The sequence below is a fragment of the Acinetobacter sp. AOR43_HL genome (genome assembly GCF_027854635.1).
In the GTDB taxonomy this organism is placed as follows: Bacteria; Pseudomonadota; Gammaproteobacteria; order Pseudomonadales; family Moraxellaceae; genus Acinetobacter; species Acinetobacter pittii.
In genome coordinates this window covers 156283-175774 of the sequence record NZ_JAKTHX010000032.1, presented here as the reverse complement: position 1 = coordinate 175774, position 19492 = coordinate 156283, and the positions used below count along the sequence as shown (strand labels likewise).

Below are 19492 nucleotides of genomic sequence, written 5' to 3'. Positions count from 1 at the left end.
CATAGAAATGTATAGGATGAAGACAGCTAATGCGTGGTGTAAATAAGGTTATTTTGGTTGGTACTTTGGGTCGTGATCCTGAAACAAAAACTTTTCCAAATGGGGGCTCGTTGACCCAATTTTCAATCGCGACAAGTGAAGCTTGGACTGATAAAAATACTGGTGAACGTAAAGAACAAACAGAATGGCACCGTATTGTTTTGCATAACCGTTTAGGGGAAATTGCTCAGCAGTTCTTGCGTAAAGGTTCTAAGGTTTATATTGAAGGTTCACTACGTACACGTCAGTGGACAGACCAAAATGGCCAAGAGCGTTACACTACAGAAATCCGTGGCGACCAGATGCAAATGTTAGATGCTCGTCAACAAGGTGAACAAGGTTTCGCTGGTGGTAATGATTTTAACCAACCACGTTTTAACGCACCTCAACAAGGTGGTAATGGTTATCAAAACAATAACAACCAAGGTGGCGGCTACGGCCAAAACAGCGGTGGTTATGGTAGCCAAGGTGGTTTCGGTAATGGTGGAAGCAACCCTCAAGCGGGTGGTTTTGCGCCTAAAGCTCCGCAACAACCAGCTTCTGCACCAGCTGATTTAGACGACGATTTACCATTCTAATCAAAGTTTCAAAAAAGGCGAGTTTATCTCGCCTTTTTTATTACTCAATTCCAAGCAAACGTATAAGTGCCGTGCCGGCAGCTGCCAAGCAAATCACCAATAAAAGCGGTACTTTTTTCCAAACCAAGAACAGTGCTAAGCCAACACCAAATATACGCGCGAATCCCGCAAAATGTTGACCTTCAAAAAATGTTGTCGTCACTGCAATCGCACAGAGCAAAACAGTCGCACCGTTTGAGAGTAAAACTTGGTATTTTTCAGAAAAAGAGAACTTGGCACCCAAATGAAAACCAGCGAAACGAATCCCATACGTTCCAAGTGCTAGCAAGCCTATACCTAAAATAATTAGTAATTGTTGACTCATTTCTTTCTACCAAATATCAAGCCAAAAAGTGAAATCAGAATTGGAAGCCCTGAGGCCAAAAAGGGCGTGGTGATCAGCGCTAAAGTTGATCCGGCAAATGCAGCTTTTCGAGTGGTTTTATTCTTTAAAGCATTAAAAGTAAGTGCAATTAAAATCGCGGGGAAAATGGCATCTAAGCCGAATGTTTTTGGGTCTGGAATAGCACTTCCAATGAAATAACCCGTCGTTACACCCAGTGGCCAACTGAGCATAATGCATATACCACATAACCAGTAAGCAGCCTTTTTTGTTTCAAAATCGGGCTGTGCCATACCAAACAAAACGCTTTCATCGTTCATGATATGAGCCCCGAAATATCGAGAATATTTGCCACGGATTAGTTCATTGACCGCAATACCAAAAGGTAGATGTCTTAAATTGACGAGTAGTCCTGCAATCGCAGCTGCAATTGGGCTACCACCTACAGCCAAGAAACCAATAAAAATAAATTCAGCAGTTCCTGCGAGCACAAACACGGATAGACAAAGCGGGATCCAGAGCGCTAAGCCATAACTTGCAGCGAGTGAACCTAAAGACATACCAACGACACTCGTCGCTAGACATACAAAGAAAATCGAGCGGGTAGTGTCTTTACTTAGTTTTTTAATCAAAGAGTATGTGGACATAGCATGATATAACGAACGATTTTCCATTATAATGAATAAGTCTGATCGTTTTGTCAAAACGAACGATCGTTTTTTTTATAGAACGGATGTGGTGAATGTCTCAGCCAATTGAAATTATTGCCAAAGGTTTAACGCGTGAACGTCAAAGAGCAGGGCTTTCGTTGGCAGAGGTTGCTCGTCGTGCAGGTGTTGCTAAATCTACATTGTCACAATTAGAGGCAGGGCAAGGTAACCCTAGCATTGAAACCTTATGGGCACTTTGTGTTGCACTAAATATTCCATTTGCAAGGTTGATGGAAGAACCGAGTAATCAGGTACAAGTGATTCGCTGTGGTGATGGGCCAACAGTGAGCTCTGAGATTGCCAATTACAAAGCAATTTTGTTAGCGACTTGTCCGCCACATGCCCGTCGAGATGTGTATTTACTGATTGTTGAGCCGGGCGAAGACCGTCTTTCAGAGCCGCATCCAGTTGGTTCTGTGGAGCATATTATTGTGGTTGAAGGTAAAGCTTTAGTGGGCTTAATTGATGAAGCTGTTGAGCTTGGAGTTGGAGACTATATTTGTTATCCAGCTGACCAGAAACATATATTTAGAGCATTAGAAACTGGTACAAAAGCATTATTAATTTCTGAACAAAACTAAAGAAATTCAATCTGATTAAAATAAAAACTAAAAGCCATTTACCAGCATCCCCTACAAAAAGGGCCAATTTTGCGTATAAATTTTGCAATTGGCTCTCTCTTTTATTCCAAAAATGGCTCTCGTTTCTTGAGTGCCGAAACGACAAATTAAAGCTATTGGAAGTATGCATACGGAAGCGCCGGATAAGCTCAGTGAATTTTCTGTTTTAGGAATTGGGCAGAACGGCTAAATTTTTAGGGGATATTTTTTGGCTTCGGAGGATTTCCGAGACTAGCCGATATCCTCCATATATTAAGGAAAATGATATGGCAGCTCATCAAAATGGTTCTGAAGCCAATCACTCCCAAAGTTTAAAACATGGACTCAAATCACGCCACTTAACGATGATCTCGATTGCAGGGGTTATTGGTGGTTCTCTATTCGTGGGCTCAGGCAGTATTATTTACAATACTGGACCTGTAGTTTTCTTGACTTACGCTTTAGGTGGTCTACTCGTTTGGTTCATCATGCGTATGTTAGGCGAGATGGCCGTTTTAAACCCTGATAGTGGCTCTTTTTCAACTTATGCTGACCGTGCGATTGGCCGTTGGGCAGGTTTCTCAATTGGCTGGTTGTACTGGTGTACACTGGCCATGCTCATGGGGTGGGAAGCTTATGTGGCAGGTAAAATTCTAAACAATTGGTTCCCGTTTATACCGATCTGGGTCTATATGGTCGTAGTGATTGGTGCACTGGTTGTCGTTAATTTACAAAACGTGAAAAACTATGGTGAATTTGAGTTTTGGTTCGCCCTCATCAAAGTCATCGCGATTGTTATTTTCCTTGTGATTGGTAGTTTAGCCATCATGCATTTGTGGCCTTGGGGTAATCCAGCTGCTTCTGGTATTAGTAATTTAACTTCTCAAGGCTTTATGCCAAATGGCGGCTCATCCGTTATCACAGCTTTGCTTGGAGTCATGTTTGCCTACATTGGTGCTGAAATTGTTACGGTAGCGGCAGCAGAGTCGGCAAATCCATCGAAAGAAATTCGTAAAGCATCAAACTCGGTGGTTTGGCGAATTATTTTATTCTACGTTGGTTCAATGTTCGTTGCGGTATGTTTGATTCCCCACAACAATGAACTTTTGAAAGATTCAACTTGGGGAACCTATAGCGTAACGTTGTCTGCACTAGGCATTCCTGGCGCGCGCCATATCGTAAACTTCGTGGTTCTAACCTCAGTATGTAGTTGCTTTAACTCAGCTCTTTATACGTGTTCACGTATGTTGTTCTCTTTAGCTAAACGTGGTGATGCACCGAAAAGTTTTGGCTCTGTAAACAGTAAAAGTAGTCCTTGGGTAGGCGTGATTGTGTCATGCTTCTTCTCTGTGATTGCCGTAGTTTTAACTGCAACCGAGAGTATGAATGTTTATGACTTTTTCATGTTAACAACAGGTGCAGCAACACTGTATGTTTACCTGACTATTGCTTATTCTCAGCTTCGTATGCGTAAAAAGTTAGAGGCTGAAGGCGTGAAAATTGACTTTAAAATGTGGATGTTCCCTTATCTAACTTATGTGGTGATCTTTGCAATTATTGGTGCAATTCTTACCATGTTGATTGAAGGCACCTATTTTAAAGAAGTGATTTACACCACAGCGCTGTTCGGCATTATTGTGTTCTTCGGTTTGCTGTCTGAAAAGCTAGGTTGGGGTAAAGATCGTAGAGCGACCCATTTAACTCATAGTCATGAAGAAAAGTTAGTTTAAATTTTTAAATAGAAAAGAGCCTCACTGTGAGGCTCTTTTTTTGTTTGTTTTGATACGAGAGAATAGTTAATTCAGCGTAGGTACGCCTGCTTCACGTAAGCATTGAAGCAAGACCCCAAAAGCCATCACCATATCTTTTTCATTTACACAGGCAAAGCCCATGAGCAGTCCACGTTCGGCATGTGCATGCGACTGCATGTAGTATTGTGAAAGAGGGCGAACTTTAACACCACGTTCAAGTGCTGTGGCTGCAATGGCGACATCATCGCAAGAGTTTGGTAGTTTTAAAACCAGATGTAATCCTGCCGCTTCATCATATTCATGAATAAATTCGGGACCAAGATAACGTTGAATTAAGCTCACCAAGTAGTCGCGGCGCTTGCCATAAAGTAGGCGCATACGGCGAATATGTGCTTCATAATGGCCTTCACGAATAAATTCAGCTAGGGCTTTTTGCTCAAGCAAGTGCCCACCACGATAAAGCTCGGCTGCCACAATGCGTAATGGCGAGAATAACGGCTTAGGTACGACTAAATAACCAATTCTTAATGATGGATAAATAGTTTTACTAAACGTGCCCATGTACAGCACAGGCGCATCATTTTCTAAACCTTGTAAAGATGGATAAGGCTGACCCGAGAAACGGAACTCACTGTCATAGTCATCTTCGACAATCCAGCTATTGTGCTGACGGGCAATCTCAATCAATTTACGTCGGCGGTTTAGGCTTAAATGAGAGCCAAGCGGATATTGGTGTGAAGGTGTGACAAAAATGAGTTTAGGCGGCTTTGCTGGATTTTCCTCAGGAATAATACCTTCAGCATCGACAGGCATCGGTTGAATATCGAGACCATTTATACGTAACGTATTACGCATTCCCCAATAAGCAGGATCTTCAATCCAGATTTTATCTCCCATATCACTGAGCGCACGCGAGACTAAGTCGATCGCTTGGTGGATGCCTTCGGTAATAATAATCTGGTCTGCATCGCACTGGACTGAACGCGCAACACGTAAGTAATCTGCCAATGCACTTCGAAGCTCAATACAGCCACCAGCATTGCTATAAATCAGGCGATTAATGTCGGGTTCGCGGCTCAAGCGTGCTTGAATACGACTAAAAATATGATGCGGAAACTCAGTCACATCTGGTGCTCCCGGCACAAAAGCTCCCCATTGATGCGGCGATGCTGCGGCATAGCCTAATAAGTTCGAGCCACGCTGTGAGAGGGCATAAGAGTTTTGAACTTTCGGGCTTGAAACTACTTTTTTCTTGTTTTGTGTATTTAAAAAACTCTCTGGTAATTTTTCGGCAACCCATGTGCCATGTCCTGTCCGTGCTTCTAAATAGCCTTCAGCTTGTAGTTGTTCATAGGCACTAAGCACCGTATTTCTTGAAACATGAATTTCACTGGCTAAGTCGCGTGACGCAGGTAGACGAGTCTTGGGCTGGATGACTCCATCAATAATGGCACCACGCAGGCAACGGAAAAGGCGTTGATGTAGTTTCCCTTCAGTGTCCTGTTGGAGTCGTTGCAGCAAATGATCTCCAAGTAAACTACGCAATTGGCTCTCTCCTACAGTTAAAAAGTGGCTCTCGTCAGTTGGCATCAGACGAGCGAAATTACATGCATAGGCAGTCGTTGTAAAGCACCCTGAAAATTAAGCACAGGATGCAAGAAACCAAAGCTGCAACTGATGATGAAAATATGAGGGAATCAAATGGATAATCAACATTCTGCACTTAACGCACGTAAACAGCAAGCAACTCCACGTGGTGTAGGCGTGATGTGCCAGTGGTATGCGGAAAAAGCTGAAAATGCTACGCTTTGGGACAAGGAAGGCAACCAATTTATCGACTTTGCTGGTGGTATTGCTGTTTTAAACACAGGCCATCGCCACCCTAAAGTCATTGCAGCGGTGACTGAGCAACTCACTAAATTTACGCATACTGCCTATCAAGTAACACCATATGAAAGCTATGTGGCTTTAGCTGAACGTATTAATGAACGCGCGCCAATTGCTGGTCCTGCAAAGTCTGCTTTTTTCACTACAGGTGCAGAAGCAGTTGAAAATGCGGTGAAGATTGCTCGTTCTTATACAGGTCGTCACGGCATTATCACTTTCGGTAACGGTTTCCACGGTCGTTCATTTATGACGATGGCAATGACAGGTAAAACGGCTCCTTACAAACGTGATTTCGGCGTAATGCCAGCGGGTGTTTTCCATGCACGTTACCCAGTGCCTGCTAAAGGTATTTCAGTAGACGCGGCAATTGAAAGCGTTGAAGATATTTTCAGTGAAGATATTGCACCACATGATGTTGCTGCAATTGTGCTTGAGCCAGTACAAGGTGAAGGCGGTTTCAATGTTGTGCCAGCTGAGTTCTTAAAACGTTTACGTTCAATTTGTGACAAGCACGGCATTTTATTGGTTGCTGACGAAGTACAATCAGGTTTTGCCCGTACTGGTAAATTGTTTGCAATGAACTATTACGAGACTAAAGCAGACCTCATCACTATGGCGAAAAGCTTGGGCGGCGGCTTCCCAATTTCAGGTGTTGTTGGCCGTGCAGAAGTGATGGATGCACCAAACCCAGGTGGACTAGGCGGTACTTACGCAGGTAGCCCGATTGCGGTTGCAGCTGCGCACGCGGTGATTGATGCGATTGAAGAAGAAAACTTATGCGACCGTGCAAATGAATTAGGTGCAGAGCTGGTTGTTGCACTTAAAGATATTCAACAAGCAACAGGTGACATCGTAACTGATATTCGTGCATTAGGTTCAATGGTTGCAGTAGAGCTTGAAACGGCTGAACAAGCAAAAGTTGTACAAAACTATGCAATGGAAAACGGGTTGTTACTTCTTACTTGTGGTAAATACGGTAATGTAATTCGTTTCTTATATCCATTAACCATTCCTGCTGAGCAATTCCGTCAAGGTCTTGATATCTTGAAACAAGGTTTTGCGACACTAAAAGCAGGTAGTGCAAAAGCAATGGAGCAATCTGCATGATTCAAAATAATTTGCAGTATTTATTAAAACATCCTGATATTTCATTAGAAGCACCTGCTTCAAATGATTATATCAAGGTTAATGATGCTGCTACGGGTGAAACTTTGGCATGGGTAAAAACCTATGGCCGTGCAGGGGTTGAAGCCGCAATTAATCGTTCAGCAAAAGCGCAGACTGCTTGGAAAAAGCAAACTGCCTTGGCTCGTGCTGATGTGTTATTGGCATGGTACAACCTCATGCTTGAGCACAAAGAAAATCTGGCTCAGATTTTAACAGCTGAGCAAGGTAAGCCCTTGGCAGAAGCACGTGGTGAAATTGGTTATGCAGCATCATTCATTCGCTGGTTTGCCGAGCAAGCACGCCGTGTTGATGGTGAAGTATTAACACCGACCTTGCCAAACCAACGTTTGCTCGTGATTAAACAAGCGATTGGTGTTACTGCTGCAATTACGCCGTGGAACTTTCCTGCTGCCATGATTACGCGTAAAGCAGGTCCAGCGATTGCTGCGGGTTGTTCAATGTTGGTTAAACCAGCAGAGCAAACGCCGTTAACCGCTTATGCGCTTGAAGTATTGGCATTACAGGCAGGTTTACCAGCTGATGTTTTAATTAACATTAGTGGTGATGCGGTTGAAGTGGGTAAAACCCTATGTGAAAGTGATATTGTTCGTAAGTTAAGCTTCACAGGTTCAACCCAAGTGGGTCGTATCTTGATGCAGCAATGTGCGCCAACCATTAAAAAACTTTCACTTGAACTCGGTGGTAATGCACCAGTTGTGGTATTTGATGATGCCAACCTTGAACAAGCCGTTCAGGGCATCATGGCAAGTAAATATCGTAACAGCGGTCAAACCTGTGTGTGTGCTAACCGTATTTATGTTCAAGATGGCATTTACGATGCGTTGGCAGAGCGTTTGGTTGAAGCTGTGTCTAAGCTTAAAGTTGGCGATGGCCGTCAAGAAGGTTCAACTCAAGGGCCTTTAATTGATGAAGATGCGATTGCTAAAGTGCAGTCTCATATTGCTGATGCTACTGAGAAAGGTGCGACAGTTCGTATTGGTGGTCAACGCTCGGCACTTGGTGGCACATTCTTTGAACCGACTGTGTTAACTGGCGTAACGCAAGACATGAAAGTGTCTAAAGAAGAAACTTTTGGTCCGCTTGCCCCATTGTTCCGCTTTAAAACTGAAGATGAAGCAGTGGCAATGGCGAACGATACCGAGTTTGGTTTAGCTGCTTATTTGTTTACTCAAAGCACAGCTCGTCAATGGCGAGTAGGGGAGGCACTTGAGTACGGTATGGTCGGCATTAACACGGGCGCGATTTCAAATGAAGTTGCTCCGTTTGGTGGCGTAAAACAGTCAGGTCTAGGTCGTGAAGGTTCAAAATTCGGCATCGAAGAATATGTCGAAATGAAATATCTCTGCGTAGACTTATCTGAGTAAGGAATAAAGCGAGTTCGTTTTGTTCTGAACGAAAACATACAGTTATGCTGTATGTGATGTTTCACAAAAAACCGGTCATGCCCATTCATGACCGGTTTTTTATTTTAAGTCGATAGATAGCCATCACGACTTTCAGGCAAACGCCTGAGTTCATCAATCAGCGTTTCAATAAGTTTTTCAACCACAAGACGTTGGCCTTTTCTCGAAACATAAACCAATTGCAGCGTACCAATATTCGACTTCCAGTCAGGAAGAATATGGATAAGCGTACCTTTACGAATTTCAGATTCGACGGTTAAAAAAGGAAGGTCGGCAATGCCTAAGCCATCCATCACGGCATAATACACACCAGCCAAATCATTACTTTTGATTCTTGGTTGATAGGGCACATCAACCGATTCGCCGTTACGAATATTGCATAAATGCCAAATAGGATTTTGCTTTTGCGTACCTAAGCTAATACTTGGAAAGTCCTGTAATTCTGAATAATTTTCAATGATCCGACCTTGAAGTAATTCAGGCGAAGCCACCAAACAATGATCGGTTTTAATCACATCACGAACAATTAAATTCGAATCTTCATTGGGTTCAAAATTGGTACGAATCGCGAGGTCGATATCATCATGCAAAATATCTACTCGACGGCTTGTTAGCTCGAGTGCGATCTCAACTTTGGGGTAGGTTTTTAAAAACTGATTTAAAATTTTTCTAATTTGAAAATGCATCATCAGAGGTGGGCAACTTACTTTGACCAATCCTTGAGGCTCACTTTTTTGCTTTAATAACACGTTTTCTGCACATTCAACTTGAGTAATAATCTTGCAGCATTCCTCATAAAACTCTTGGCCTAAATCGGTCACCTTAAAATGACGTGTTGTCCTTTGAATCAGGCTGACATTACATTTATTTTCAAGGTCAATAATGCGTCGGCTGAGCTTAGATTTACTAATATTTTCGGCTTCACTAGCTGCACTAAAGCCGCCGTGTTTTACGACTAAATAGAAATAATAAAAATCATCAAAAGAACTTATCAATGTCCGATCAATCCATTTAAATTTAAGATTAGAGCGCTTAAGCACTCTAATCTTGGCAATTGAACTTATTTTTGGCTAGTGTTGTGATTGTAGCTTGAAATCAGGTTACGGTAGTCAGGAATGTGATTTGAGAACAATGTACCCAAACCTTCGATGTCGTTACGCCAGTCACGGTGTAATTCACATGCCATACCAAACCACGTCATAAGCTGAGCACCTGCTTTTGACATACGGTCCCAAGCAGCATCACGTGTTAATTCGTTGAAAGTACCAGAAGCATCAGTAATCACAAATACTTCAAAGCCTTCTGCGAGTGCAGATAAAGCTGGGAATGCCACACAAACCTCAGTTACCACACCTGCAATAATTAGTTGTTTTTTACCTGTCGCTTTAACCGCTTTTACGAAGTCTTCATTGTCCCATGCATTGATTTGGCCTGGACGAGGGATGAACGGCGCATCTGGATGAATCTCTTTTAACTCAGGAACTAAAGGACCGTTTGGACCAGTTTCAAAACTGGTTGTCAAAATCGTTGGAAGGTTGAAGTATTTTGCTGCATTCGCAACAGCAAGTACGTTGTTTTTAAATTTATCTGGATCGATATCTCGAACTAAAGAAAGCAAACCTGCTTGGTGGTCAACTAAAAGAACCGCAGCATTATCCTTGTCTAAACGCACGTAATCTTGAGCCATTTTTTATGTCCTCGTGTTATCAAAATAAATAATCAAAAATTATTGAGTAGGTCGTTATTGCCTAAAATTATGCTAGTTGAGTTTTATGTCGTGATTAAGTCTAAAAAATAGGATTAAGAATTTTAAAAATAGGACGATCTTAAAAAGAGCACATTAAATTCTATGATTGTCTCATAGATGAAATAATGTGTTGCTAATCCTGATCTATAAACTGCAATTATTGAGGCGTAAAATCAATACCAGTTCAAGAAAATCCTACATATATAGGAGAGATCATATGAAGAAATTTCTTGGTGCATATCAAAATAACCACATGCATTGGGTGGGTGATGGTTTCCCTGTATATAACCTATTCTCTTATGACCGTTTAGGCCAAACCCTAAGCCCATTTTTGCTACTCGATTATGCAGCGCCTTATACATTCTCGCCAACGACTGAACAGCAAGGCGTAGGTTCGCATCCTCACCGTGGCTTTGAAACAGTGACCATCGCCTACCAAGGTGAGGTGACTCATAAAGATTCAAGCGGCGGCGGCGGAACCATTAAAACTGGTGATGTACAGTGGATGACTGCGGGCGCAGGCGTGTTGCATGAAGAATTCCATTCTCCTGAATTTGCAGAGCATGGTGGTCTGTTTGAAATGGTGCAATTGTGGGTAAATTTACCTGCTCATTCAAAAATGACGCCTGGAAAATACCAAGCGATTGAAGCGAAAGATATTCCAGACATTGCACTAGACGAGCACGGTAGTCATTTACGTGTGATTGCAGGTGAATATGCAGATGCAAAAGGTGCTGCAACTACATTTAGTCCATTAAATGTATGGGACGGTAAATTGGTTAAAGGCCAAAAACATACCCTCTATGTACCTGAAGGTCACACCACGCTTGTTGTGATATTAGATGGCGCGGTTGTTGTTAATGATGCAAATCGTCTTGAAGGTAAAACCGTTGCGATTTTGTCTCGTGAGGGCGTTGAGTTTAGTTTAAATGCAGAAGAAGACACTAAATTCTTAGTGTTGACTGGACAACCACTCAATGAACCAATCGAAGGTTATGGTCCATTCGTAATGAATACCAAAGCTGAGATTATGGAAGCGATTAATGATTTTAATCGTGGAAAATTCGGTTCAATCATGCAAGAAGCATAAATTGCCGAATTGCATTTGAATAACCTCTAAAAACAAAGTAATAAAAAGCCCGCTATCAAGTGTGAATAGCGGGCTTTTTCGCTGTAAAGATTCTGTTTTTATGATGGTTTTCATTGTTGTTGCGGCATTGTTTTATGTGATTTGCTTCTCATTATTATGAGTTAATAATATATTAAAAAAAGATTCTTGTAAAACAAATGATATAAAAATAGTTAAATTATCTTATTTTATTTAAAAGATTTTTTTTAAATTTTTAAAAAATATAGATTTTTATACACTCATCCTCTTTTGTAAAATTTTATGAAAAACTTTTGGGCGGATCTGTTAAATTTTTTCTATATAAATTGATGCAAAAAATAAAAATCTGGTAGTTTTTAATACGGTGTTTTTTTAGGGTATGAGTGATAATCAAAAAAATTCTCGAAAAATGGGACATCATTTTGAATATCGCAATTATTGGCAGTGGAATGGCAGGGCTTGCGGCAGCAAGAATTCTGAAAGATGCAGGGCATACGATCACGATATTTGAAGCACTTCCTGGCCGGGGAATGGATAGCCATAGCATTGAGTTCGATGGTGGAATTATTGATGCACCGCTACGTGTGATGAATCCTCACTTATGGAAAAATACACTTAGCCTTGCTGCTCATTTAGGCATTAAAACTTTCCCAGTTCGTACTTATATGTCTTGTAGCTGGTTATTCGAAGATCGTACGGAAACATGGTTAACGACTTCTCGTAGCCGTATTGGTAATTTCCCGATTATTAATAACCGTAAAGGCATCCAGCAATATGGCTGGCGTCTTGTGAAAGGGATGTTGCAATTAAAAACTGCGATTCACCAGTTTTTCAAATCTAAAAATCAAGATATTACCCTCGCTGAATTTATTAATCAGAACGATATTGAAGAAGTATTCTGGCATGGGGTGGTCATGCCGGTGCTCTACACAATCTGTACATGTAATCCAAAAACAATTGGCGATTGGCCTGCAAAAAACTTACTTGAGTTTTTACGTCACTTAACTGATGGCGACATGTTGTTGCGCATGAAAGGTGGCACACCAGCATTTGTAGATAGCTTGATTAAAGGTATCGATATCCATAGCGGATCGGCAATTAAGAAAGTTGAGCAACAAGGCGAAAAAGTACTGGTTGAAAACAGCCAAGGTGAACAGAACTTATTTGATCGAGTGATTGTTGCAACGCCAACCTCTAAAATCGATGAGTTTTTAAATCCTGAACAGTTTGCAGAAGATATGAACCTGCTTAAGCAATTCCGCTTTGAGCAAGGCGATCTTGTCATTCATACCGATGCGACCGTCATGCCACCACGCCGTAAGGACTGGTCAGTTCTGAGCTACATGATGGACCGTAAGTTTACGCGTCAGCAGTTTACAGTTTGGATGAATGCGGTTGAGCCAACACTCGTGGGTAAAAATCCTGTATTCCAAACTTGGCGTCCAGTGGTTGATATTGACCCTAAAAAAGTTATTTCAAAAGTGACTTTAACGCGTGCAGTTGTAGACTCACAAACGGTTGCTTTAAACAAAGAATTGCAACAACGTCATTTAGACCCAAGCCGTAAAGTATTCTACTGTGGTTCATGGTCGTGTGATGGCTTGCCAATTTTAGAGTCAGCAGTGACTTCTGCCATGCATATTGCTGAAATTTTAGGTGCACCTTTACCATTTGTAGGCTTAAAACCTAAGGTGGAAGTTGCCCCAGAACTCGGCTACTAAAATTGTGAAAACAAAAGTTCGAGCAGCTCTCTCTCGATTCATTCCTCATAAATATGCAATTGATGCATCAAGCTTAGGGGATGATCAAGAGCTTGCTTGGACAAATTTGGGTTTTTGGAAAAATACTCAAAACTACCGTGAAGCTTGTTGCCAATTGGCTGACCATTTGGCACAAGCTGTCAATTTAAATTCAAAAGATCATCTCTTAGATTTAGGCTGCGGACAGGGCGCAAGTTTGTTGCACTGGTTACAGCATTATCAGCCTAAAAGCCTCAGTGCAGTTGAATTGCAAACCCAATGTGTTCATAAAATTCAAAAGCTTATTCCCGAAATAAGCCAGATTTTTTGCGGTTCATTTTTAAATTTAAAACAATTTGAATTTAAACAATACTTCGATGTGGTGATGTGTATTGATGCCGCTTATCACAGCAATTTAAATTCATTTCTAGATTCCATCGCTCCAGTTTTAAATTCAAAAGGACGATTAGGTTTTCACTACCTAATGCGTGCCGATTCATGTCAAAACATGACCACTCTACAAGAACAAAAGCATCGTTATTTACTCAAAGCAGCAAATGTCGCTTGGGATACTGTGCCAAATGAAAAAATGCTCAGAGCTACCTTGGAACAACAAGGTTTTGTCGATATTCAAATTGAAGATTTATCTGAGCAAGTGTTACTCGGTTTTTCGAAATATATTCAAAATCAACAAGGACAAAAGCAAAGCCGAGGATTGGCAAATTTTAAAATTCAAATGACTGCAAAGTTATGCCAACAACTCTACCAAAATGGATATGTACGTTATATTCAAATCACAGCAATAAAAAAATAGGATGAGCTATGTCAGCCAAATATCAAGGATCGTGTTTATGTGGAGCTGTGAGCTACCAAAGTGAAGCAGAGCCACGTTATAGCTTTAATTGCCATTGCCGAGATTGCCAAAAGGCAACAGGTTCAGCATATGCACCAATCGCTTTTTTTCACCAGTCTGAATTGAAAGTAAGTGGTGAGCTGAAATATTTTGAGACTTTGGGATCTTCTGGTCGAGCTATTAAAAGAGCATTCTGCCCGACGTGTGGTTCTCAGCTTTTTGGCTTACCTGAAATTGCACCTGAAATGATTTCAATACGTGCAGGTACGCTTGATGACCCGAGTCTCTATCAGCCTAGAGCAGAGGTGTTTGTGAGCCAAGCCTATGCATGGGATACCCTGAACCCAAACCTTAAACACTTTGAAAAAATGATAGAGAAGAGCAAGAAATAAGGCTTAATTAAAGAAGCCAAATATTGCCAAAGTACAGATTAAAGTAAAGCTGACAATGGCGAAAAATAATATGGTTTTTCTAAATTTTAGCTGAGGCATTTTACTTACAATGAAAATAAGGCATGTAAGTATGGTCACTAAAGGTTGAAAAAGATTTGATGGCAAAGTAAACATCTCGTTCATTGTTGTTTTTAAATTTATTCTAGAAATAAAGTAATAAACTCATTATATCGTTTTCTTATTTAATTGACGAACAGAACTTGTTTATAAATTCATATTTTTATTTCAATGATAGTAAATCAAGTTTTAAATTTAAAAGAACCATGTACGCTTTTTCGTACATACATTCGGGAAATTGGCGTCTTTTTATGACGTGATGAATTGCCTATGATGAACTCATCAGGAACAGGAAGTTCCGAAACGTAAAACAACAATAATAAGTTTAAGCATCAGGACGTGAGGTATTACAGGAAGTGTACCTAGTAACGAAATACGAAAAAAGCCCAACAGGATGCTGGGCTTTTTTCATTTCTTATTAACGAATTTCTTTACCGCCTAAGGCAGCACAGTTAAAAGGTGTATTCCATTTCACAGCAGTACCTGTGAGTACTGGGCGAACAATACGCCAAGGCCAGAAGCCAAATCTTTGGCTTTGGTGATAATTAATTACCACATCTGCACCATATTTACGGGCAACGGTAGCTAATTTAGGTTTTACTTCTTCAAAACCACCAAAGGTTCCTTTCGCGGCTTTAATACGTTTAATAGATTTATAGTGCTCTGCTGAAGGAGTACCCTCAATTAAGCAAATAGGTGGATTTGCAGTAGTTTGAATTTGAGGTTGAGATGTAGTTTCTTGAGCATATGTTGTTAAAGGGAATGCTAGAAATAAAGCAGGTAAAATAAAACGAAGTTTCATACTTCTCCGTATTGGTATCTTAATGAATTAAAGTTTATAAAATAGGTCTTATTTATATGACCTTATTTGGTGGCGCATTATAATGCTATCTTTTTCATATTTCTTATTTTAAAAATATATTTTTTTATAAATTAATAACGTATATTTTTCTGTTAAAACAATAAATTGGTTTTAGAAAAATATTTTGAAGCTCGAGTTTATAATAAAATTTTAGGTAAATACCTTCATTCAAAACAGTATGAATATACTATGCCTAAAACCACAGACAACAAAAAACCCCATAAATCAAATATTCATGAGGTTTAATGATGGTGCCGGCACACGGATTCGAACTGTGGACCTACTGATTACAAGTACGAACAAACGCCTATATTTTTTATATTAAAAACAATGAGTTGAGTCTAAGAGTTGATGGGAAATTCAATAAAATCAATTAGACCGTTATATTTTTGCTAAGGTATTGAAAGTTAAGGAAGGAGGTGGATGGAGGACAAAATCTCCTGCAAAATGATGATGGCTAAGTACAAGAAAAGTAACAAGCATACTGACCAATAGACCATTACAAGACCATATCTTTTGGGGTATACCATTGATGGACCGTAAACAGAAACTTGCAGAAAACTAACACTTTTCAGAGAGTACCGCAGTGGACCTTGGCTGGAGTAAGGAACTTCTAAGATGAATGAGACAGTACCGTATGCTAAACCTATTCATTTGCCATAGGAGGGTCTTGAGACTTTATCTCCCCTCAACTGAAGAATAGTAAAAAAGCAAAACACCACCTACGAAATGCATAAAGTGGAAGAAAACAAAAAAAAGCTCAACAAACAACAAAAGCCTCAAATTTTCCCCCTGACTCCTACATCATCTTTTTTTCCTGCAGCTAACAGCGCTGCTAGTGAACACCACTAGACTAGACACTAGCAAGATGCTTAGATGTAGGAAAAATTAAGGCTGATCAAATAGATAATGTGATGTATGAATAGTTGCAAGGTTAGTCAAAAGTCTCAAGCAATCACATTGAATAACAGACACAATAGGCTGCTATTCCTACGCTATTTTTTGCATAAGTAGTCGCTCTTTTCTCACAGTTATTCACCTAAGAAAATAATTGTTATCAGAGTCAATATACATTCAAGAAATTTATAGATAATTTACATTAAATAAAAATTATTTTTTGTTCAGGATTTTCTCTTATTGTTCTACTATAAGGGGAAATTTTGATTTATATTGATTTAGTATGCCTTCCGAAGAACTTCAACATCGCTATCCTCTTAATATTGGGAAAAAAATTGGTGATTTTGAGCTGTTTCAAACACAGTTAACTACGTTAAACCAGTTTTCTGAGCATGGAATTTTATCAAAAAAGGATTTTGGAAAATGGCGCACCCAAAAATGTGATGCAATAATTATTAGTCGAACTCCTTTTTTGAGAACAATAGCTATTGGCGAGGATAAGTCGACAGGAAGAATTACAAATAGAAACTGGAAAAAACTATCAAAGGATCTTTTGGAGTCAAAACTTAATCCTACGGATACAAAAATTGGTTATTTGACAGATGGTGCAACAACTTATTGGATTGCTGGTGGATTTGATGAGGTCAAATTAATTACCAGAGATGATAATAAAGCTTTACCAGTAAAAATTGATTTTAATGATAAAACTTTTGTATCGGAGTTTACATATATAGTGAATAACTATGATCCTGATTCAGGAGTAGTGAAAAGCCCTACAAATGTAAATCCGCATGCTCTAGCTAAATCAGTATGGCAAACAATTTGGCGTTTAAAGGCCGATAGACCAGAGGACTGTTTAGCTACATTTGTAGAGTTGTTTGTATATAAGTTCTTGAACGATCTGAATTTAATGCAGAGGGATCATATAGGAACTGATGTTTCGATTGATTATCTTTTATCCTTAGATAAAGAGTATTGTTTTCAATATTATATGAAAAATATACGTCCATATATAAAGCACCTTTTCCCAGAGGGAGAAGATGGATTAAGTATTATTAATGGTATTGTTTTTCAACCTACGAATAAAGATCATAACTATATTTTTCATGAGTTGTTGAAGAAATTTATTAAATTTGGGTCCTTAAAAAATACAGATCCAGAGTTTAAAACTAAATTGTATGAATCTTTTTTACAGGAAAGTGATACAACAACAACTTTTGGACAATTTTTTACTCCGAGGAAAATTGTAGGCGCTATATATGATATGGCTCAAGTGGGGCGCCTTTCACATGGAAGAGAAATTTGTGATCCAGCTAGTGGCGTGGGTGGCTTTATTCTTGAGCAAATGGCAAGGGATTTACAAGGACAATGGGTTTTATCAGATGATCAAATGGAGCCTATTCATAAGTGGAAAGCTTTAGAAATTGTTCCAAAAACAGCTATTTTAGCGAAAGCAAATGCTTTAGTGCATTGTGGTGATTTATTAGCTGATCAACCAAGTCGTGTACCAGCATTTGCAAAGTGGCTCAATGAAGTCTTTAACTGTAGATCAGATACCTCCTTGGGTGCTTTAGATGATTTATCTAAAGATAAGTATGATTTAATAATAAGTAATCCGCCTTATGTTGTTTCAGGATCTGCTGATATTGGAAAGTTGATAAATAATTCACCTGTGAGAAAAGAGTATTTTGCTCGTAAATATAGTGGAGTCGAAGGATTATTTGTTCAATTTATAGTGCAGGCATTGAAACCAAATGGGGATGCTTGGGTATTGTTACCTGAGACGTTTTTTATGAGAACTACTGATAAAGTATTACGTGATTGGGTTTATCAAAATTGTGAATTAGATCTTCTAGCTTTATTACCAGAAAGAACGTTCTTTAATACGCCAAAGAGAGTAGTAGTTGCACATTTAAAGAAAAGACCTGTGCAGCTATCCCCTGAAGCACTAAAGAAAAAGTTAGAAAAAGAAAATGTATTGCTCTTCGCTGTAAGTGAAATAGGTGAAAGTAGAGATGCTAGAAGATTACCTATTGCTGAAAATGATCTAGAAGATTTAATAACTGCATATAAGTTGCATTCTGTAGGCGCTCCTATAGATCCCAACGTGCGTAGGGCTGTTATTACACAGTCTATCAATTTATATCAAAGTAAGTCGATAAATATTCGTCATTATTGGGATAAATCAGTAGCTCAGGAGCTAGGTTTATTAACAGAAGATGAAGATCCTGTTACAGCAAAAAAAAGCTTAGACCGAAAAATGGAAAGTTTAGAATCTCTTATTGTTAAATGGCAAAAAGAACAAGCGAGTTACCCATTACCAAAAACTGTTAAAAAGTTTAAAAAGGTAAAATTAGGTCAAGAGGAAATTTTTGAACTTAGAATTGGGAAACGAGTACTAAAAAAAGATATTTATCAAAAACAAACGGGTATTCCTTTATTTAGTGCTAATGTCAGAAAAACATTTGGATTTGTAGAAGAAGCAAATGCAGGGAATTTACTGTATGGTGGCGCTTTATGGAGTATTGATAGTGATTTCGATTCTGTGGGTGTTGCTCCTGGAGAAGTTTATTCAATTACAGATCATTGTGGGCAAGTGGAAATTTTAGTTGAGGGAATTGAACCTAGATATCTAGCTCAAATGATAAAGCAGGCTGGTAATGATATGGGGTTAAATAGAGATTTTAGAGCCTCTCTACAAACTATGGCTGATTTAGAAATAGAATTACCTGTCTTAGAGGATGGTAGTTATGATTATGAAACTATGTCTGAATGGTCTGATTTTCATGAGCATTTGTATAAAACAGAGAAAGAACTTAAAAAGCTTCTTCTGAATTAATTGTTTAAAGAGATGTTAAGTTCAGCAAATATAGAGCATGGAATAATGTTAGCTTCACTAAGGAGCTGGCATTATTTTTTCTTATTATTTTAGCTATTTTAGTTTTATGCAGAATAACAAGTCAAAATAAATCAAAAACCAAAGAGATAGTAATTCTAGTATTCTTTCTGACATTGTTGGTTTGCTGCTATCATACTGAAAGTAACTAATTCGTTATATGAAAGATGTATTTGTACCTTAAAAACTAAAGGCAGAATTGAAATTGACAGATAACCCATACCACTTGCATTTTGGGAGGGGTAATGGTGCTTCACAGAAAAAATAATAAAAAAACAAAACACCACCTTGCCAACGGATAAAGCCGAAGAAAACAAACAAAAAACTCAGCAAAAAGAAAAGGC

17 protein-coding genes are annotated in these 19492 nt (G+C 39.3%); 11 read left to right on the top strand and 6 right to left on the bottom strand.

What is annotated here, in order from left to right:
- Positions 1–29: 29 nt before the first annotated feature.
- Positions 30–617, top strand: coding sequence for a single-stranded DNA-binding protein (gene ssb / locus MKL33_RS16060; RefSeq protein WP_005804461.1), 588 nt, complete (start codon positions 30–32; stop codon positions 615–617).
- Between the two features lie 40 nt (positions 618–657).
- Here ssb and MKL33_RS16055 read toward each other — a convergent pair whose 3' ends face one another.
- Both MKL33_RS16055 and MKL33_RS16050 read right to left on the bottom strand, forming a co-directional pair.
- Positions 658–981 carry an AzlD domain-containing protein gene (locus tag MKL33_RS16055; RefSeq protein WP_002117414.1) on the bottom strand — a complete coding sequence of 108 codons (324 nt, stop codon included), beginning with the start codon at positions 979–981 and terminating at the stop codon, positions 658–660.
- Complete coding sequence (locus MKL33_RS16050) at positions 978–1673, bottom strand: AzlC family ABC transporter permease (RefSeq protein ID WP_005078600.1); 696 nt, start codon at positions 1671–1673, stop codon at positions 978–980. The genes MKL33_RS16055 and MKL33_RS16050 overlap by 4 nt, the downstream gene beginning before the upstream one ends.
- A gap of 68 nt (positions 1674–1741) precedes the next feature.
- Between MKL33_RS16050 and MKL33_RS16045 the strand changes: the two genes are divergently transcribed.
- Together MKL33_RS16045 and MKL33_RS16040 are read left to right on the top strand one after the other, a co-directional pair.
- Complete coding sequence (locus tag MKL33_RS16045; protein WP_002117406.1) at positions 1742–2290, top strand: helix-turn-helix domain-containing protein; 549 nt, start codon at positions 1742–1744, stop codon at positions 2288–2290.
- Between the two features lie 305 nt (positions 2291–2595).
- Positions 2596–4038: an amino acid permease gene (locus tag MKL33_RS16040; protein WP_002117418.1), complete on the top strand. Its 1443-nt coding sequence runs from the start codon at positions 2596–2598 to the stop codon at positions 4036–4038.
- A 66-nt stretch (positions 4039–4104) separates the two neighbouring features.
- Here MKL33_RS16040 and pdxR read toward each other — a convergent pair whose 3' ends face one another.
- A complete protein-coding gene (pdxR, locus tag MKL33_RS16035; RefSeq protein WP_025469774.1) occupies positions 4105–5604 on the bottom strand; it encodes a MocR-like pyridoxine biosynthesis transcription factor PdxR in 1500 nt (499 codons plus the stop codon).
- A 156-nt stretch (positions 5605–5760) separates the two neighbouring features.
- On the opposite strand from pdxR, the gene gabT reads away from it, so the two are divergent.
- Together gabT and MKL33_RS16025 are read left to right on the top strand one after the other, a co-directional pair.
- Positions 5761–7053, top strand: a complete 1293-nt coding sequence (gene gabT, locus MKL33_RS16030; RefSeq protein WP_270907336.1) for a 4-aminobutyrate--2-oxoglutarate transaminase — start codon at positions 5761–5763, stop codon at positions 7051–7053.
- Positions 7050–8498, top strand: a complete 1449-nt coding sequence (locus MKL33_RS16025) for an NAD-dependent succinate-semialdehyde dehydrogenase (protein WP_270907335.1) — start codon at positions 7050–7052, stop codon at positions 8496–8498. The genes gabT and MKL33_RS16025 overlap by 4 nt, the downstream gene beginning before the upstream one ends.
- A 104-nt stretch (positions 8499–8602) precedes the next feature.
- Here MKL33_RS16025 and MKL33_RS16020 read toward each other — a convergent pair whose 3' ends face one another.
- Together MKL33_RS16020 and ycaC are read right to left on the bottom strand one after the other, a co-directional pair.
- Positions 8603–9577, bottom strand: a complete 975-nt coding sequence (locus tag MKL33_RS16020) for a LysR substrate-binding domain-containing protein (RefSeq protein WP_270907334.1) — start codon at positions 9575–9577, stop codon at positions 8603–8605.
- 20 nt (positions 9578–9597) lie between these two features.
- Positions 9598–10224, bottom strand: a complete 627-nt coding sequence (gene ycaC / locus MKL33_RS16015; protein WP_000046156.1) for an isochorismate family cysteine hydrolase YcaC — start codon at positions 10222–10224, stop codon at positions 9598–9600.
- Positions 10225–10501: 277 nt separating this feature from the next.
- On the opposite strand from ycaC, the gene MKL33_RS16010 reads away from it, so the two are divergent.
- The 4 genes from MKL33_RS16010 (at position 10502) to MKL33_RS15995 (ending at position 14376) form a co-directional block, all read left to right on the top strand.
- Positions 10502–11374: a pirin family protein gene (locus MKL33_RS16010; RefSeq protein WP_130173077.1), complete on the top strand. Its 873-nt coding sequence runs from the start codon at positions 10502–10504 to the stop codon at positions 11372–11374.
- 440 nt (positions 11375–11814) lie between these two features.
- Positions 11815–13113, top strand: coding sequence for an FAD-dependent oxidoreductase (locus MKL33_RS16005; protein ID WP_005066911.1), 1299 nt, complete (start codon positions 11815–11817; stop codon positions 13111–13113).
- Between the two features lie 4 nt (positions 13114–13117).
- Positions 13118–13945 (top strand): SAM-dependent methyltransferase, encoded by an 828-nt coding sequence (locus tag MKL33_RS16000; RefSeq protein WP_270907333.1) that lies wholly within the window; start codon positions 13118–13120, stop codon positions 13943–13945.
- Between the two features lie 8 nt (positions 13946–13953).
- On the top strand, positions 13954–14376 hold the full coding sequence (locus MKL33_RS15995) for a GFA family protein (RefSeq protein ID WP_005066916.1): 423 nt from the start codon (positions 13954–13956) through the stop codon (positions 14374–14376).
- Positions 14377–14911: 535 nt separating this feature from the next.
- Here the strand turns inward: MKL33_RS15995 and MKL33_RS15990 are convergent.
- Positions 14912–15295 carry a hypothetical protein gene (locus tag MKL33_RS15990; protein WP_270907332.1) on the bottom strand — a complete coding sequence of 128 codons (384 nt, stop codon included), beginning with the start codon at positions 15293–15295 and terminating at the stop codon, positions 14912–14914.
- A 165-nt stretch (positions 15296–15460) separates the two neighbouring features.
- Here MKL33_RS15990 and MKL33_RS15985 point away from each other — a divergent pair, with 165 nt between their 5' ends.
- A complete protein-coding gene (locus MKL33_RS15985) occupies positions 15461–15601 on the top strand; it encodes a hypothetical protein (RefSeq protein ID WP_270907331.1) in 141 nt (46 codons plus the stop codon).
- Between the two features lie 934 nt (positions 15602–16535).
- Complete coding sequence (locus tag MKL33_RS15980; protein ID WP_005066918.1) at positions 16536–19091, top strand: N-6 DNA methylase; 2556 nt, start codon at positions 16536–16538, stop codon at positions 19089–19091.
- Positions 19092–19492: the final 401 nt, after the last annotated feature.

Bases quoted from the DNA above. Each gene is read 5' to 3' on its own strand.
- MKL33_RS16050 (WP_005078600.1), bottom strand. From the start codon at position 1,673: ATGGAAAATCGTTCGTTATATCATGCTATGTCCACATACTCTTTGATT.
- MKL33_RS16025 (WP_270907335.1), top strand. From the start codon at position 7,050: ATGATTCAAAATAATTTGCAGTATTTATTAAAACATCCTGATATTTCA.
- gabT (WP_270907336.1), top strand. From the start codon at position 5,761: ATGGATAATCAACATTCTGCACTTAACGCACGTAAACAGCAAGCAACT.
- ycaC (WP_000046156.1), bottom strand. From the start codon at position 10,224: ATGGCTCAAGATTACGTGCGTTTAGACAAGGATAATGCTGCGGTTCTT.
- MKL33_RS15980 (WP_005066918.1), top strand. From the start codon at position 16,536: ATGCCTTCCGAAGAACTTCAACATCGCTATCCTCTTAATATTGGGAAA.
- ssb (WP_005804461.1), top strand. From the start codon at position 30: ATGCGTGGTGTAAATAAGGTTATTTTGGTTGGTACTTTGGGTCGTGAT.
- MKL33_RS16055 (WP_002117414.1), bottom strand. From the start codon at position 981: ATGAGTCAACAATTACTAATTATTTTAGGTATAGGCTTGCTAGCACTT.
- MKL33_RS16045 (WP_002117406.1), top strand. From the start codon at position 1,742: ATGTCTCAGCCAATTGAAATTATTGCCAAAGGTTTAACGCGTGAACGT.
- MKL33_RS15990 (WP_270907332.1), bottom strand. From the start codon at position 15,295: ATGAAACTTCGTTTTATTTTACCTGCTTTATTTCTAGCATTCCCTTTA.
- MKL33_RS16010 (WP_130173077.1), top strand. From the start codon at position 10,502: ATGAAGAAATTTCTTGGTGCATATCAAAATAACCACATGCATTGGGTG.
- MKL33_RS15995 (WP_005066916.1), top strand. From the start codon at position 13,954: ATGTCAGCCAAATATCAAGGATCGTGTTTATGTGGAGCTGTGAGCTAC.
- MKL33_RS16040 (WP_002117418.1), top strand. From the start codon at position 2,596: ATGGCAGCTCATCAAAATGGTTCTGAAGCCAATCACTCCCAAAGTTTA.